Annotated in this window: 14 protein-coding genes and 1 tRNA gene; 7 read left to right on the top strand and 8 right to left on the bottom strand. The window is 51.1% G+C overall.

All coding sequences use genetic code 11. The annotated features are described in order from the left end of the window. Positions 1–194: 194 nt before the first annotated feature. The gene (locus K6118_RS11305) at positions 195–1,640 is read right to left on the bottom strand and encodes a zinc-binding metallopeptidase family protein (RefSeq protein WP_247120458.1); all 1,446 of its coding nucleotides are present in this window, start codon (positions 1,638–1,640) and stop codon (positions 195–197) included. Between the two features lie 134 nt (positions 1,641–1,774). Here K6118_RS11305 and K6118_RS11300 point away from each other — a divergent pair, with 134 nt between their 5' ends. Both K6118_RS11300 and K6118_RS11295 read left to right on the top strand, forming a co-directional pair. Next, complete coding sequence (locus K6118_RS11300; RefSeq protein WP_247120457.1) at positions 1,775–1,999, top strand: hypothetical protein; 225 nt, start codon at positions 1,775–1,777, stop codon at positions 1,997–1,999. Positions 2,000–2,164: 165 nt separating this feature from the next. Then, positions 2,165–2,241 (top strand) — tRNA-Ile (locus K6118_RS11295). Between the two features lie 130 nt (positions 2,242–2,371). On the opposite strand, the gene K6118_RS11290 is transcribed toward K6118_RS11295, so the two are convergent. The 3 genes from K6118_RS11290 to K6118_RS11280 all read right to left on the bottom strand — a co-directional run bounded on the left by K6118_RS11290 (position 2,372) and on the right by K6118_RS11280 (position 3,910). Continuing rightward, the gene (locus K6118_RS11290) at positions 2,372–3,115 is read right to left on the bottom strand and encodes a hypothetical protein (RefSeq protein ID WP_247120456.1); all 744 of its coding nucleotides are present in this window, start codon (positions 3,113–3,115) and stop codon (positions 2,372–2,374) included. Between the two features lie 25 nt (positions 3,116–3,140). Then, positions 3,141–3,512: a metal-dependent hydrolase gene (locus K6118_RS11285; RefSeq protein ID WP_247120455.1), complete on the bottom strand. Its 372-nt coding sequence runs from the start codon at positions 3,510–3,512 to the stop codon at positions 3,141–3,143. 188 nt (positions 3,513–3,700) lie between these two features. Then, on the bottom strand, positions 3,701–3,910 hold the full coding sequence (locus K6118_RS11280) for a hypothetical protein (protein WP_247120454.1): 210 nt from the start codon (positions 3,908–3,910) through the stop codon (positions 3,701–3,703). Positions 3,911–4,047: 137 nt separating this feature from the next. Between K6118_RS11280 and K6118_RS11275 the strand changes: the two genes are divergently transcribed. Then, complete coding sequence (locus tag K6118_RS11275) at positions 4,048–5,037, top strand: helix-turn-helix transcriptional regulator (protein WP_247120453.1); 990 nt, start codon at positions 4,048–4,050, stop codon at positions 5,035–5,037. 116 nt (positions 5,038–5,153) lie between these two features. Here the strand turns inward: K6118_RS11275 and K6118_RS11270 are convergent, their stop codons facing one another. The 3 genes from K6118_RS11270 to K6118_RS11260 are packed head-to-tail and all read right to left on the bottom strand — an operon-like array spanning position 5,154 to position 9,869. Continuing rightward, positions 5,154–5,639: a protein-tyrosine phosphatase family protein gene (locus tag K6118_RS11270; protein ID WP_247120452.1), complete on the bottom strand. Its 486-nt coding sequence runs from the start codon at positions 5,637–5,639 to the stop codon at positions 5,154–5,156. Next, positions 5,632–7,560, bottom strand: coding sequence for a UvrD-helicase domain-containing protein (locus K6118_RS11265; protein WP_247120451.1), 1,929 nt, complete (start codon positions 7,558–7,560; stop codon positions 5,632–5,634). The genes K6118_RS11270 and K6118_RS11265 overlap by 8 nt, the downstream gene beginning before the upstream one ends. Then, positions 7,557–9,869 (bottom strand): AAA family ATPase, encoded by a 2,313-nt coding sequence (locus K6118_RS11260; protein ID WP_247120450.1) that lies wholly within the window; start codon positions 9,867–9,869, stop codon positions 7,557–7,559. The genes K6118_RS11265 and K6118_RS11260 overlap by 4 nt, the downstream gene beginning before the upstream one ends. 267 nt (positions 9,870–10,136) lie before the next feature. On the opposite strand from K6118_RS11260, the gene K6118_RS11255 reads away from it, so the two are divergent. After that, positions 10,137–11,219 carry a hypothetical protein gene (locus tag K6118_RS11255; protein WP_247120449.1) on the top strand — a complete coding sequence of 361 codons (1,083 nt, stop codon included), beginning with the start codon at positions 10,137–10,139 and terminating at the stop codon, positions 11,217–11,219. A gap of 40 nt (positions 11,220–11,259) precedes the next feature. On the opposite strand, the gene K6118_RS11250 is transcribed toward K6118_RS11255, so the two are convergent. After that, positions 11,260–11,490 carry a helix-turn-helix domain-containing protein gene (locus tag K6118_RS11250; RefSeq protein WP_247120448.1) on the bottom strand — a complete coding sequence of 77 codons (231 nt, stop codon included), beginning with the start codon at positions 11,488–11,490 and terminating at the stop codon, positions 11,260–11,262. Between the two features lie 189 nt (positions 11,491–11,679). Between K6118_RS11250 and K6118_RS11245 the strand changes: the two genes are divergently transcribed. The 3 genes from K6118_RS11245 to K6118_RS11235 all read left to right on the top strand — a co-directional run bounded on the left by K6118_RS11245 (position 11,680) and on the right by K6118_RS11235 (position 14,233). After that, complete coding sequence (locus K6118_RS11245; protein WP_247120447.1) at positions 11,680–12,306, top strand: hypothetical protein; 627 nt, start codon at positions 11,680–11,682, stop codon at positions 12,304–12,306. After that, positions 12,287–12,697, top strand: coding sequence for a hypothetical protein (locus tag K6118_RS11240; RefSeq protein ID WP_247120446.1), 411 nt, complete (start codon positions 12,287–12,289; stop codon positions 12,695–12,697). Before K6118_RS11245 ends, K6118_RS11240 begins: the two co-directional genes overlap by 20 nt. A 519-nt stretch (positions 12,698–13,216) precedes the next feature. Then, positions 13,217–14,233: a Mu transposase C-terminal domain-containing protein gene (locus tag K6118_RS11235; protein ID WP_343269943.1), complete on the top strand. Its 1,017-nt coding sequence runs from the start codon at positions 13,217–13,219 to the stop codon at positions 14,231–14,233. The last annotated feature ends 4 nt before the right edge of the window (positions 14,234–14,237 follow it).

The following is a 14,237-nucleotide window of genomic DNA, read 5'->3' as shown; positions in this document are numbered from 1 at the left end:
TCTCAGCACCCGTTGTATCTGCGGCCCCCGCCGCAAACAGGTTATTCACCCAACCCCATTATGCCAGAGGCCGGGTTCGTTTTGAAGATTTAGTTAAAAAAGTATTAAAATGTATTTTAACGGCGGTCGGAAAACAAACGGCGGCAGCCGGGAAGGCCACCGCCGTGCGTGGAAGGTTTGGGTCCGGAAAAGGCTTAGCGCGCTTTCTCGATAAAGGCGGAAATGCCGTCCTTGAGCGCCAGCACATCCAGCTTGTCGCTGACTGCATAGGGCGTGTGGATCGACAGCACCGGCACACCGAAATCGATGGTGTCGATATTGTGCCGGGCCAGTTCTACCCCCAGCGTGCCGCCGCCTGCGCGGCCGACCTTGTAGGTGGTCGTCTGCCACGGCACATGGGCGGCGTCCAAAGCGGCGCGGGTCCAGGCGATATAGTCGCTGTCGGCGTTGAAGCCCTTGCCGTAAAGCTTGATGTTGACGCCGTAGCCGAGGCGCGGGGCGTTGGTCAGTTCCCACACACCCGGGTTCATCGGGTTCACGCCGGGGTTCACATCGATGGACAGTGCTTTTGAGGAACGGAGCGCGCGCGTCAGCATCGGCTGGCGATATGCGTCGCCCACCTGGCCATACAAAAGCTCGCTGATAAGGTCCGGCAGGTAGCTCGAAGACGCGCCGGTGACGTTATTGTTGCCGGTCTCTTCATTGTTGGCGAGCAGGATGACGGAGGTCTCCGGCGGGATCTTCAGCCCAATGGCGGCCTGTACGCTCGCGAACGCGGCCAGCCGGTCATCCTGGCCGTAGCCCGCGGTCAGGCGGCGGTCGAAGCCGACATCGCGCGGCGGCATGGCGGGCACCAGCATCAGTTCGGCGGAGACGAGGTCCGCGGGCTCGACACCGTAAGTTTCCTTCAGATATTTCATCACCCACTGGCCGACCGTGTCCTCCCCGTGCGGACCGGAGGCGATGATCGGGTCCAGGTCTTCGTGGCTCACCACATCGCGGGCGCTTTTCTGCATCTGGTCCCGCGCCACATGCGGGGCGAGGTCGGGGATGATGAAGATGGGCTCATCCGGGTTCATGCCGATTTCGACCTTGATGGTCTTGCCGTCCTTGCGGTCGATCCGGCCGACGAGCGCCAGCGGCACGTTGGTCCACTGGTAGGTCTTGATGCCACCGTGATAGTTGGTCTGGAACAGCGCGAAGCCCTGGGTCTCGTTGACCGGGCGGCCCTTCAGTTCCAGCCGAGGGCTATCGATATGGCTTGCCACGATGCGGACGCCGTCCTTAACCGGTGCTTTGCCACCGACGATCAGCGCCATGCCGCGGCCGCGGTTGAGGTCATAATAGCGCGCGCCCGGTTTGATGGCCGTGCCCGGTTTCCAGGGCTTGAAGCCCAGCGCTTCAACCTCAGCCTTCACGAACGCGACCGTCTGCTGCTCCGTGCGGGCGGCGAAGATGAACTTCTTGTAGGTGTCCGCCAGCTTTTCGGCGGCGTGCAGGTGTTTCTTGTCAGCGGTTTTCCAGCCGCTCACGCAGGTCCCTTGCGCGCATTCCCCGGCCGGTGCGGCAGCCGCCACGGGCAGCGCCGAAAGCCCGGTCATTACCGCGAGGATGCTCGCCGCCGTCATCAGTTTTTTCATCTGGTGTGTCTCCATCCTGTAACGCAACCCATGTGCCCAAAACTCTTACTTAGAATGCAGGCGGGGCCATTGCAAATACAAGACACGCTTCCTATATCGGACTGATACAGAACAATATAGCGAGGAGGGTTAAAATGGTCCTGTGGGACATGATTGTGCTGGTCGTCCTGATCGGCGTTATTGGTGGCACCATCAATAACTGGATAAAAATGCGCGAAAAGCAGAGCCGGGCGGCGGCCGCCGGGCATGATGAGGCCACGAACAGCCGTATCCAGAAACTGGAAGAACGCGTCCGTGTGCTTGAGCGCATCGTCACCGACAAGGGGTCGCGTCTCAAGGATGAGATCGACGCGCTTTAAGCGGGCCTTGATGGGCGAACGAAAGAAAGGGGCGGGCGGCTGGTCGGCCCCTTTATCATATCCGGCACTAAGATCATGTTTTCCTGTTTGACGCTGGGGTCCGGGCAGCTGCATTTTTAGGCTGTTCAGGGCGGAAGTCATTTGCTACACGAACCCACGTGGTTGGGGCCTGTAGCTCAGTTGGTTAGAGCCGGCCGCTCATAACGGCTTGGTCGGGGGTTCGAGTCCCTCCGGGCCCACCACGCCCTCTATTAAGTCTCAAAATAAGCTGGAAATTTTGTTGAATCTCAGAGTTCGTGAGAAAAATCTCAAGCTACTGAGACGCAACCGGGCCATCGGTGCATAGAAGTTATGCTATCTGGCAAGGGCCCTCTATGCTTCAGGGTGGTACATCGGGTTTAAAAGCATTTTGGCCACATAGGCACCTTGCTCAAAAGCTTCGTCATCAATTGGCGGGAGTTCGCTCGGTTCTTTCATAGCATACCCCAAAGCTTTTGCAGAACCTTCGACGATATAGCGCCAGGTTTCTAGCTGCTGAGTCTGCCCAAGAATGTCTCGGGTAGCCAGCTCAAACTCCTGCTGCGTCTTTGGATATCGACTAACAAAAATTTTGAATGCCTGAATCGGAGTGAGGCAAAGGTGGTCCACCCAGCGCGCAACTTTGTAACCCCGTTCGATGCGACTGCCATACCAACTGTTCACACCCTTCTCTAGGGGGAAAAGCATTAGCCAAGAATTCGGATGTTCCCGAACAGCCCGGCGATTTTGGACGTGGTCAACATGAACGAACTGCATGCTTGCGCGATCATCCCTATACATTGGCCCTGTCGCTACATCTGCCAGTGCCTGCCGAAAACAGGTGTAACCTGTGCGGGCCCAAACAAACCGGGCAAACTCGTTATGTACCGCAAAAACGTTGTCAGTGCTTCGACGCCCAATGGGGCGGATTTCGAAATGCGCGCGCCGCAAATAGCGCATAAGGTCATAACGCTCCCGGAAATACACCGGAATTTTCAACCGATGCTCCAGAAGAAGATCAACGGTCATACGCAAATCGGCCAGCATTGATACTGGGCCAATAGCTGGCCCAAAAGCACTCTTATTCATACCGTCCACGACTGATGTCTCCAAACGAAGTTGTTTATAGCTTCCCAACGAGAGGTAAGCCTTTTGGTGTGGTTCCATCAAATAGGAGATGACAAGCGTAGCCTCCGATCATGCCGAGGGTAAGGTAGCGCAGACATTTCTCCCATCCTGTTTCAGGGGACCACTTTGCGGCATGGTAGAAACCGCAGCCAAGCAATCCGAGGACAGCATAGCTATGGAAGAATTGGCGATGGTTTGGATGCAATGCGGGCTCCAGAATATCGGGGAGACGCCCACCTACAGCCCCTGCGGCCGCACCAACAAGTACCGAGGTCGTGGGGTCTGTATCATTGCTATCCTCAGAATCCTTGGTCAAAAGAGCACCTGCGATCGCTCCGGCGAGGACATGAATATCCCTGTTCGGCATTACTTCTCCTTTCGAACGCCTTTGAATGGCGTCTTATCGGAAGTCTTCACATCCATGAACTGACCTGTGCTCGTGTCCCGTTTAACCCAGTTGCCGGATGGTGTTTGTGTTTGAGACCGGCCACGGACAGCGCCATTACGATGCCCGTCACCTTTTGGGGGATTTGTTGCCATGTCTTATCTCCAAAGTCAGCGTGTTGAGCCGCCAATGCACCACGCGCAGTTGTCGTGCCCTGCGATGTGTGCTGCGGACAATGTGTGGAACGGGCGGTCATGCCCAGCGCGAATGATCTCGTCAATCTGGCAGTTCGTCTGCTCGTTATCGAGATCATGAACTTCCATGGTGTTGGCGTTGCCACAATAGCGTTCGCCATTCATGTTGCCGGTTCTACGGCGCATTTTCTTTCTCCTATGTAGATGCCTGCAGGCCTCAATTTAGGCCTAGTCTCTACATAGCTGCTTGAGGCGACATTTTTGGTCACCCCCTATAAAGAAAAATGATATACAACCATGAAAGCTACCTATGGGAGAGTTTCGTGGCGAGAGGGGAGAAGCTGGGAGAGCTGATCAACCTGATGCTGGAGATGCAGGTCAGGATAAATGGCATTAGCTACCGCGAAATCGAGGAAGCTTTGGGAATCTGTCATCGATCTGCCCAACGAAATATCCAGGCATGCAGAACTGCCTTTCCTCAGCTAGAGGAATTTAAGGGGATTGATGGTGAAGCGCGCTGGCGCCTGCCTCGCAATGTGCGAATTCCTATTCCAGAAGCAACCCCTGAGGATCTAGCCGCTTTGGACGGCGCATGCCATTTATTGGAGAACCACGGCCGCAATGCCGAAGCTGAGGCTGTTAAAAAAATTGCGTCACTGTTCCGATATCACCTGAAGAATGAGACGCTGCGACGCCTTGAACCTGACTACGATAGTTTGGTCTCTGCCGACGCTATAGCTGCCCAGCCAGGCCCCAAGCAGCGCATCAATCCAGAGATATTGTCTCCCCTTAAAGAAGCAATTAAGGGGTACAATCAGATAGCTATTGAATATCAGAAGAACCTAGATAAACCCGCTGAATGCCATGTTGTCGAACCATATGGGCTCCTATACGGCCATCGAAACTACCTTGTAGCCCGAAACCCCAGTCGCCAGGATGACAGGCTCCGGCATTACGCGCTGCCTAAACTCCTGAGGGTCGAAGTGTTGTCCTCTTCATTTGTGCGCCCTGAGGACTTTAGGATGCGTGACTATGCGCGGTCCTTTTTTGGAGTATATTCAGAGGCCGCTAGTCGAACCGTGTGGCGGTTCTCGCCAAAGGCCGTACCCCATGCCATTGATTTCGAATTCCACCCTGATCAAAAGCTAACACGAGAGGATGATGGAAGCCTGACAGTAGAGTTTACTGCTGGAGGCTTACAGGAAATGGCTTGGCACTTAATGATTTGGGGGATGGATGTTGAAGTGATTGAACCACAAGAACTGCGTGAGCTCGTTCAGGATAATCGCCCCAACTGGGCAATTCTTCCTTAGTCCGTCGTTATAGCTGTTTTCCGCGCCAATCAGACAGATGTTCATGCGGAACATGTGTAGGCTAACTTGGAGAACACATTTTAGCCTTTTAACTGTCTAATAGGGGAGGAAATCTGCTACGAACTGAAGACATGCCAATGTTGACGAATAAAGCTGGCCACGCCTGCTGCGGGACTGTAAAGCGAATACATCGCCTGAAATGCACTAAGCGCTTCATCTAAGCTTTTCCCTGAGAAAATATCGGTATGCTTGACTAGATAAAGGAATGCAATTGAAGGCGATCTTGACATGCCCTGATTGCAATGAACCAAAACCCTCTTACTGCCAATTTGTTCATGTATGGTGGCTACGGCTTCAGCCATAATTTCGAGCGATATATACTTAGGGTCAGGTACATCGACCAGATTCAAGATCAGGCATCCATCCCGTTTAGCCATCAGGTATTCTGGATGGTCCTTTGAGGCAGCTCTTCCAGAGTACCCAAGTGCTTGCCTATGATACGGCTCTTTACAAGCGTGGATGACAAACCAGGAATCGCGAGATGTTAACGCCATCTCATCGTTCTGATCCCCAATGAATAAATTTGGAAATACCTCAATCATGGACAATCACCTCATGGTCTTCGAACCATCCGGCCTCAATTACGTTTTTCTTCAAACCCTCGGGGTCAGATGTATAGGCAACGAGAGCGAGGCTTTTCTGGGCACGACTACAGGTTACATAAAAGAGACGTAAAGTACGGGTGATGCTCGTATCTGCGCCGTCGGCTTCATTCTTCCTATCTGTATCGGAGGGTTCCTTGACGCCAAACAGCTTATCGTATGCGAAAAGGAAACCTTTGGCCTCAGCGTCATCCATGACCACCATGACACGCGGGTACTGAAGTCCCTTGACGCCCTGATGGGTATCGAAGGGGGCCGTGCCAGCGACATAGCTTCTATAGCTTTCAATTTGGCTAAAGGGTGTTTGCAGAAAACGGTCCCAATGATCCAATGGAGAGGCCTCATCCTGTTCGTCAGCTTGACCGAGTTCTTTGAATAATCTTTCGAGCTCTTCTTGTGTGGTATCTGTCTTTCTCCGAACAATTGGAATTAAGGCGTCAGGGATGGAAAAAAGTCCTGAACCTGCGACATTAAGCAACACGTCCATAAATGTTGGATCACCGCCGTTGTCCCATAATTCTAATAGATGACTTACTGCCGTTTCTGCCTTGGCAAGCTGATTTAACTGAGTGTTTCCGTCTGCTTGGAGCGTCCGCTTGCCCAGCAATGGTGAAGCCCGCCGTACTATCAATGCAACTGTAAACTCATCTTGGGCCAGTGCTGCCGTTTTTAACGGAAGTATAAGCTCGGAAAATAAGCGCAATGCAGACAGCGTCCCATCGAGCAGGCTGGTTTTCAGCCGCGAAGAAGAATGTAGGGGTTCAAACATCGGGAGGAAGCCCATGCGTCTTGCCGCCATGTGGTGTTCTAGAACAAGTGCTTTGACGTCCGCGCCGGCGCCTGACCACAGAGGATCGCCAGTTTCTTCAGACATAGCTAACATTATGGAGCGTTCAACAGCAGCCTTGTCTTGACTGTCAGATTTGCAAATGTAGAGACGAACTGTCCCGGCCTCGGCATCCGTTCGAGGTTGCTGTTGCTGCGTGTCTACTTGCGATCTGATTTTATTGATGAGCTGAACCACCCTCTTAGGTGAGCGATGGTTCATCACCTTGGCTGGTTTTGCCCAGCCATCAGGGGTATAGGTGCCTAAATCCTGCCGCCCATCGGTATAAATCCGCTGCATAGTATCGCCAATTAAGCCCAAGCAGAACTTCTCTGGAAATCTGGCTTGGATTGCGTAAAGTGCACCCACAAGAAGCTTGTTGGTGTCTTGGCACTCGTCAATCAGTAGGATGGGATGACGCGCAACAAGAATTTCCTGCATCAAGGGCTCCCTCTCAAGGAAGGTCGAACCGATCTTGATGACTTCTGAATGATCTAAAGAATCCCGCTCACGGTTCTCTCCATTAGGATTATACGTAAACTCCTGAATTTCGCTGAGTTGTTCTAGCCGTTGCCGCTTGGCTTCGATGCTTTTCGCTCGATCTATGTAGGTTTTTGTAGTGGGGTTTTTGCTCTTGGCCTGTTTCTCTTCCAGTTCGGCTATCGTTTCGCGCAAATCACTTGCCAACCACTCTCCAATGTCCGAGTTGAAGCCTTTTATCATCGACCACAAAAAACTATGGATTGTCGAAACCGAAACCGCTGGGTGGAACTCCAGCCTGTCTTTGATTTCCTCACACGCTGCGTTTGTAAAGGTGATAACCGCGATCCGCCTGCCGTTTAGCCTCAGTTGCCGATCATTCTCTTTCAAAAACGTCTTTAGGGAATTTACTAGCGTTCGTGTCTTCCCTGATCCTGCGCCTGCGAATAGAAAAAAGCTCTTAGGTCTTTTCAGGTTAAAATAAGAGACGATGTTTCCATCAACATGATCATCGATAGTATTGTCGAGTTGAGGAACCGCGTTCACGCTCGTCATGCTACCGCCTCCTCCAGGACATTGTCTGCATCTGGTTGTGGCAAAACCTCGGCTGTGTTGGCCGACACTAGGTGCGTTAGCCAGGTCAGCCCTTCGTCTATGTAGCCTGGAACTTTCAGGACTTTCGGATCAGAATCATAAAGTAAGTCCAAGGCAAACTCTGCTTTATTGCCGGTCTTAAGAATTTCCTGGATTTTTGAGCTAAGGTCAGCGGCATCCGGAGTGGTACTAATAGTGTCACGGGCCTTTCGGATGAGACCGGTCCCTTTTAAGGTGCGGAATTTTTCTATGTTTTCATAAATCAGTGCATCTTCAAAGGTGTAGGCAAGAACCTCTTTTTCGCCCGCTCCTTCTGTGAGCTTGCACATTACTGGAGTTTGGTAAGCTGAACGCACTAGAAAGCCTGCTGCATACTCTTTAGTTTTATCAGAGCTTGGCAAATCTAATAGGTGATCGAGGTCGTTTTTCCCAGGCATCCACTTTGCCAGTGTTGGGTTTCCAGTTTTCATACCTGCCCCTCGGGCTGGTGGAGCCTTCTTTCCATCTGCACCAACAGAGTCCAGATCGGAAATAATCAGCGTAGTTAGCTGCATATGCTGAATTAATCTTCGAAGTCGGTGTGCGTGCCTGCCGCCAAGCTCCAAGATTGATATATACCGCTTGTGTAGCTCGGGGTGTTGCTCCTTGATGAAGTGCGGCAGCAACATTCTTTCTGCTGCTCCCTCAACGATGATGAGGGCGTCGGCAAAAAACAGATCACAATGTGATGCCTTTAGGTAGCGGCTAGCAAAGCGAGCGACCTTTTTTCGGTCATCAAACACCCCAGACATGTTCACGACTGTAGACGTTGGTATGTTGTGCGCCTTATTAGAGGCAGGCACTCTGCGAAAATATCTTAGGTCTGAAAAATTGGCCTCATGCGCAATGTGGCTGGAATGAGTGCTGATAACGAGTTGAGTTTGTAAGCTGGAGCCTTCCCCCAAATCCTCATGATTGCGCAAAATGTCGTAAGCTTTGCGCATGAAAACTTGCTGGACCTGAGCGTGAAGGTGAGCTTCCGGCTCTTCAACGAGAACTACATGTAGGGGCGGAAAGCTCAACTCGTCCGTAGGTTCCGCCTGGACTTCTTTCCCGGCTTTACCGACCATCATCCATTGATCTCTGAAACTCATCAGGCGGAACGCCATTGAGATCAGGTTTTGATACCCCAAGCCATTGTAATCTTCTGGTAGATGCAACGGGATATCGCCCGCAGACTTGTCATTCGTCGGTAGTTCATACTGAACAGCAGCAGGATGATTAAGTGCATCCACCGGGGCCACTTTTGCAAGAAAGCGGATTTTGGGATCGGTCATACCAGGGAAACCCAAGTCGGCCATTTCCCCCAATACCTTGGTAAAATCTTTTTCCAAGCTTTCACTGAAGGCGTTTTGTGCCTTCTGTAGAGACATTATTGCTGCCAAGTCGGATGGTTCAGGCGCTTCTGAAGGGTTGATGTGCTTATTATAATAGGAGCGGAGTTGTGCGGATAATTTCTTGAGCCTTCGGCCATCTGTACCCCCGTCGCTATCTTCCTTGTCTTCTTTGTGGCTTTGGTCTTTAAATCCCCGTTGGGCATTAATGTGATTAACTCGCATCAATCCTTTTAATGGATCAGACGTAATTTGAACGGCACTTTCCGGCAATTTCTGTGGAATGGCTGAATTATCGGTCGGTTTTTGAAGCTTTCCGGGGTCCAAGGTATAGGAAACAATAGAAAAAAACATTTTAAGATTGGATTGCTTGTCGAGGAAATCTCGCATGGATTGCGGCCAAAGCAGAACGTCCTTGGCTGTCTCACCACCCTTGTTCTTGGTGTCTTTTGCTGTGTTTCGAGCTTTGAGATATTCTCTGCGCAGGTGTTCAACATTGGGCTCGAATCTAAGTCTGACACCGAGTTTTCCACCGCGCCAAGAAAGCTTCGGAATTAGATGCGAGACGTAGTGTACTTCGTTGGTCTCGATATCTAGCCAAACATCCATTGAAGGCAGCAGCGGTTCCCATTCCTGCAACGTGACTGGTGCTGGATCAGGCTGCCCTTGTTCAGCTTCCCACTTCTCAGCGATGGCCTCTATTAGGGGCCAGTTGGAAAGCGTGAAATCGTCTGGGCGAAATTGGTTCTCTCGCGTGAGGAAGTGCCCCATTGCATCCATAGCAGAGGTCTTGCCACTGTTATTTGCTCCGACAAGCAAGGTTGATTGCTCTGCAATATCAATTCGAACGGATTTCAATTTCCGAAAGTTTTGAATTTCAATAAAAGCAAGTCGCATTTTCCCTAATCGCCTGACATGTGGTTGTGATTTAAGGAAATTATCGCTGAAGTACAGGGGGATGGCAAACGGCAACTCTTCATTTTGTGACTTTTAATCACGTTTGCGTCGCCAGCAGGCTCTTTAGTGCTGCGTTGCCCCGAAGTTATACCAGTTGGGAGTATATGAATATTTGGAAGCCCGTATTATGCGATTGTGTACTAAATCTTTTGTGGTCGAATATAACTTTTAGAGGGTGCAGCCAAGGCTGTGCGTATCATAAAGCATATGAGCATCCTGGAACACAACCGAGCACGCCAAATAGAGCTTGGTCGGTCGCTCTTAGGCCGACTAAAGGTCTATCTTGATGCGCGCTACTGGATCATTTTGCGAGATGCCGCTCTAGACGTTTCTTCCGATGCTGGAGCAATCAAGCTTCTGAATCACTTGCGGCGTGGGGTGGCAAATGGATGTCTCGTGTGCCCAATCAGCGCCAGCATGTTTCTGGAACTGCTAAAGCAATCATATAGCCAAGGCCGCAGGATCGGCACAGCCCAGCTCATTGATGAGTTGAGTCTTGGTGTCAGTATGGCCCCACCTCATACCGTTCTGGGAACAGAGGTGTATTCTTTCCTGCTCAAATCTAAAGGCTTTGTAGACCTCTATTCCATGCAGGAGCTGATATGGACCAAAGTCGGATATGTTCTTGGTGTGAACTATCCTTCTATCTCTCAGCTTCCCCCGACCGAGGAACTCGTAATCCAGGAAGCCTTCTATGACTACCTCTGGAACTATACTTTGAGCGGAATGGTGGAGATGATAGGTGACAAGACACCAACGCCTCACTTCAAAGACCTAGCCTACGAGACTAATGTCCAAAATACCCTACACAAGGACGAGCTTCGTAGTTTCGCACAAACGTACGACATTGAGCTGCGAGGGGGCATTGAGGTCGCAAGCGAAATAGCAGCCGATGTTATCCAGGAGCTTGCTGAAAAAGATGCTGGATGCACATTTTCGCCGACGCCGGAGCAGCGTGCCAGCACCGTTAATATGTGCAGCAATATACTTTACTACGCTTTCAAAAAGGCAACGGCGAGAGACACCCTTCGATGTATCCATATTGGCGCATCCATCCACGCGTCTATGCGTTGGGACAAATGTCGTAAATTCAAGCCCAATGACTACTATGACTTTGAACATGCAACTGCCGCCCTCAGCTATTGTGATGCTTTCCTGACAGAAGGCCCGCTGCATGATCTTGTTACGAGGCCTCAGATCGACCTAACAGCAGTCAATGGATGCAAGGTGTTTTCTGATATTGAAGCGGCGGCTGACCATTTTGGGAAGCTATGTCTGAACTGTAGTTGATCATCGCGAACTGATGAGGAGTTAGCCAAGCGCCATCTGCTTAGGCGTGGAATTTCAGGACGACCTGCCCGGAATCTTCACCAAACGATACGCCTGCTTTTTCAAGAGTGTCCTGGATTTGGACCAGCGTTTTAACTGTAATGCTGGGGATGCCCTCGTTGGGCTCGAGACGCCGAATCGAAGCTATCGAGACGCCAGATTTCTCGGACAGGTCCTTTTGAGACCAGTTTAGGTAAGCCCGAGCGGCACGGATTTGTTTGCCAGTTAACATACGTATGATTCCTCATTGAACATCAAGCATATACCAGCCCGACTCGACAATACAGTATACACTCCATTGGTAGAAATTCTACCATTGAACTGGCCTTGAAATGGCTCAAAAAAGAGCGAAAAAATATCAAAATTTGACTCATTAATATCTTTTGTGCTCCCATTTTTGTGCGAGGGCAGGAGAATTTTTATGGTTCGAAAAATTGTCAGGCGGAGCACCCATCGTGTTGTGGGTTATCACGCGAGTATAAAGGTTAGTGGCCTGGTTCCCTGGGAGAGCCAGATTGAGCAGGCATACTTTGAATGGCTTGAAGTCGATCCAGAGATCATTTCTTTCAAAGCTCAGCCGCGTACATTTTTATGGTCTGACACTCGCTACACGCCAGATGCGCTGGTAGCCACAGACAGTGGTTCTTTCTATGTAGAGGTAAAGCCCGACAAGGTTCTTGAGGACCATGTTCAAATGGCTCGGCTCACGGACATTACGAGGCGTTTAGCCGAGTTGGGTTTGAGCCTAAAGCTCGTGCTGCGTAGTGAGGTTTTCAGGGCACCACTCCGTGACAATGTAGTGCGGTTAATGCGTCTAACACGAAAGCCGCTTGCGGCGCGCCTACGAGACGCAATTCTTACTGAATTGGCCCTAGGCCCAAAGCGGCTCTCTGACTTTTCCAACTTTAAAGGCGTCGATATCGAAACCGCACTTTTGCAGTGCGTCGTTGGTCGCCTGATTTGTTTGGACCTTCAAAAGCCGATCAATGCCCAGGCAGTTTTTTCGTTGCCATCAGAAGGAGCTTCAAATGTCACGTTTCAGGATTGAGGCCACGCAAAGGTACTTACTTGGAGGTGTCGAACTTCTTGTAACCGAGGTGTCCGACTGTGGACGGATTATATTTGAAGCCGTGGAGACCGGGCACCGGCACGTACTCAGAAGAGAGGAGGCTGAGAAAGAAATCCTCTCAGGAGAGCTAATTCTAAAGCCAGATTCAGATGGCAGCCCTGTCGTAGCAAAAACGCCACTGGATCTATTGCCGCCGAATCAAAAAGCTGAGGTGCTCAGGAAAGAGAGGTATTTGCTGGAGTTGCGAGATACCGACCCGCAGAAGTCCTTCCGCTCGAAAATCGTGAATGTGATTGAAAAGGTGGCAACTGACTTGGGGGATGAAAATCCGCCGAAACCTACGACGGTCTATCGATGGTATAAGCGTTAGAAAAAAGAAAACTATTCGCTGGGGGCTCTGCTTAGGCCGCCCCAAAAGCGAGGAGGCCGCTACAACAGGCTCGATGCCGAGGCCAAGTTGCTCATTTCGGATATCCTGGGCGAGAAGTATCTAACAAGGGAACAGAAAACGCTTCAGGCGGTTATCGATTCAGACATCGTTCCCAGATTTATTGAGGAAAACCAAAAGCGAGCAAAAGAAGACCGCCTGAAACTTCCATCCAGGGCCAGCATATATCGTATTGTCGATACTATGGACCCCTATGAAAAAATGCGAGCCAGGGAGGGGGCTCTGGCCGCGGACAGATACTTCCGCTGTTCCGGAGCGGGCATAGTCGCTGAGGCACCACTCGACTATGTTTTGATCGATCATACGGAAGTAGATCTGGAGACAGTACCAGGGGGGTCTCTATACGTCGCTCGCCCCACACTTACGGTTGCCTTGGACCTATATTCCAGAATGCCATGGGGGGTATATCTCGGGTTTGCGGCGCCTGGGTATGAGAGTCTCATGATGTGCCTTCGCAATGGCATCATGCACAAGGGCGAATTTTTGGCGGAGTTCTCCTCAATAGAAGGCACTTGGCCGTGCCACGGACTACCGCGGAAAATCATCTTGGATAACGGCCTTGAGTTTCACAGCGAAAGTTTGCGGGATGTTTGCGGCACGTTTGGCATCAGCATAATTCATAATCCAGTGCGGACGCCCCAATACAAAGGGGCGGTTGAGCGTTTCTTCCGGACATTGAATGATGGTTTTCTGTCAGGTCTACAGGGGCGGACGTTTTCCAATATTGTCAAGAAAGGTGACTACGACCCTGTTAGCCGTGCCGCAATTCAATTCGCTGATTTCAAGGAAGCTCTATTCAAATGGATAGTTGATGTTTATGCGCGGAAATTTCATCGCGGCATAGAAGGGTTCCCAATTGAGTTTTGGCAGCAAGGTGTATCGAGGCAGCCTGTCGACCTGCCGGTGAATGTGGAGGACCTCAAGATCACCCTGGGTGAGGCTGAGACAAGAACACTCAGGAACTCAGGAATATTCATCCACAACGCCAGATATAACTGTACGGAACTTGGGGACCTCTTTAGGCGCTTTGGGAAGCCTCGAAAGGTCAAAGTGAAGGTGGACCCGTTAGACTTGGGAATGATCCATGTCTTTGACGAACAACGTGAAAGATTCATCAGTGTCTCATGTACGGATTCAAATCTGTACGGGGTCGGTAAATGGCAATATCAGCTGATCCGGAAAGAAATAGCGGCGCATAGAATGGCTGGCGAAAGCACTTACGACATTCAGCGGCACCTCAAACGAATTTACGAAATGCTCTCGGCAAAACAGGACGGAGTTAAGCGAAAATCCAACAAGCGCGCAGCTCGCCATGCGGAGTATCAAAATCGCACAAGGGAGAGGGGCGATCCCAAGGGACACAGTGCTGGGCCACCGGACTTTGATGAAGTTGATACGCAGGAGCTTCTTGGTCTCGCTGCACGGAGTGGATGGGGTAAATCGGGCTTTTGGGAGTAGGACA

The sequence above is a fragment of the Kordiimonas marina genome, from assembly GCF_023006325.1.
In the GTDB taxonomy this organism is placed as follows: Bacteria; Pseudomonadota; Alphaproteobacteria; order Sphingomonadales; family Kordiimonadaceae; genus Kordiimonas; species Kordiimonas marina.
The sequence above is the reverse complement of the archived record's forward strand: the minus strand, read 5'-3'. Positions and strand labels throughout refer to the sequence as shown.

Excerpts from the sequence above, each read along its gene's own strand:
- K6118_RS11305 (WP_247120458.1), bottom strand. The coding sequence starts at position 1,640 with ATGAAAAAACTGATGACGGCGGCGAGCATCCTCGCGGTAATGACCGGG.
- K6118_RS11300 (WP_247120457.1), top strand. The coding sequence starts at position 1,775 with ATGGTCCTGTGGGACATGATTGTGCTGGTCGTCCTGATCGGCGTTATT.
- K6118_RS11285 (WP_247120455.1), bottom strand. The coding sequence starts at position 3,512 with ATGCCGAACAGGGATATTCATGTCCTCGCCGGAGCGATCGCAGGTGCT.
- K6118_RS11280 (WP_247120454.1), bottom strand. The coding sequence starts at position 3,910 with ATGCGCCGTAGAACCGGCAACATGAATGGCGAACGCTATTGTGGCAAC.
- K6118_RS11270 (WP_247120452.1), bottom strand. The coding sequence starts at position 5,639 with ATGATTGAGGTATTTCCAAATTTATTCATTGGGGATCAGAACGATGAG.
- K6118_RS11265 (WP_247120451.1), bottom strand. The coding sequence starts at position 7,560 with ATGACGAGCGTGAACGCGGTTCCTCAACTCGACAATACTATCGATGAT.
- K6118_RS11260 (WP_247120450.1), bottom strand. The coding sequence starts at position 9,869 with ATGCGACTTGCTTTTATTGAAATTCAAAACTTTCGGAAATTGAAATCC.
- K6118_RS11255 (WP_247120449.1), top strand. The coding sequence starts at position 10,137 with ATGAGCATCCTGGAACACAACCGAGCACGCCAAATAGAGCTTGGTCGG.
- K6118_RS11250 (WP_247120448.1), bottom strand. The coding sequence starts at position 11,490 with ATGTTAACTGGCAAACAAATCCGTGCCGCTCGGGCTTACCTAAACTGG.
- K6118_RS11245 (WP_247120447.1), top strand. The coding sequence starts at position 11,680 with ATGGTTCGAAAAATTGTCAGGCGGAGCACCCATCGTGTTGTGGGTTAT.
- K6118_RS11240 (WP_247120446.1), top strand. The coding sequence starts at position 12,287 with ATGTCACGTTTCAGGATTGAGGCCACGCAAAGGTACTTACTTGGAGGT.
- K6118_RS11235 (WP_343269943.1), top strand. The coding sequence starts at position 13,217 with ATGATGTGCCTTCGCAATGGCATCATGCACAAGGGCGAATTTTTGGCG.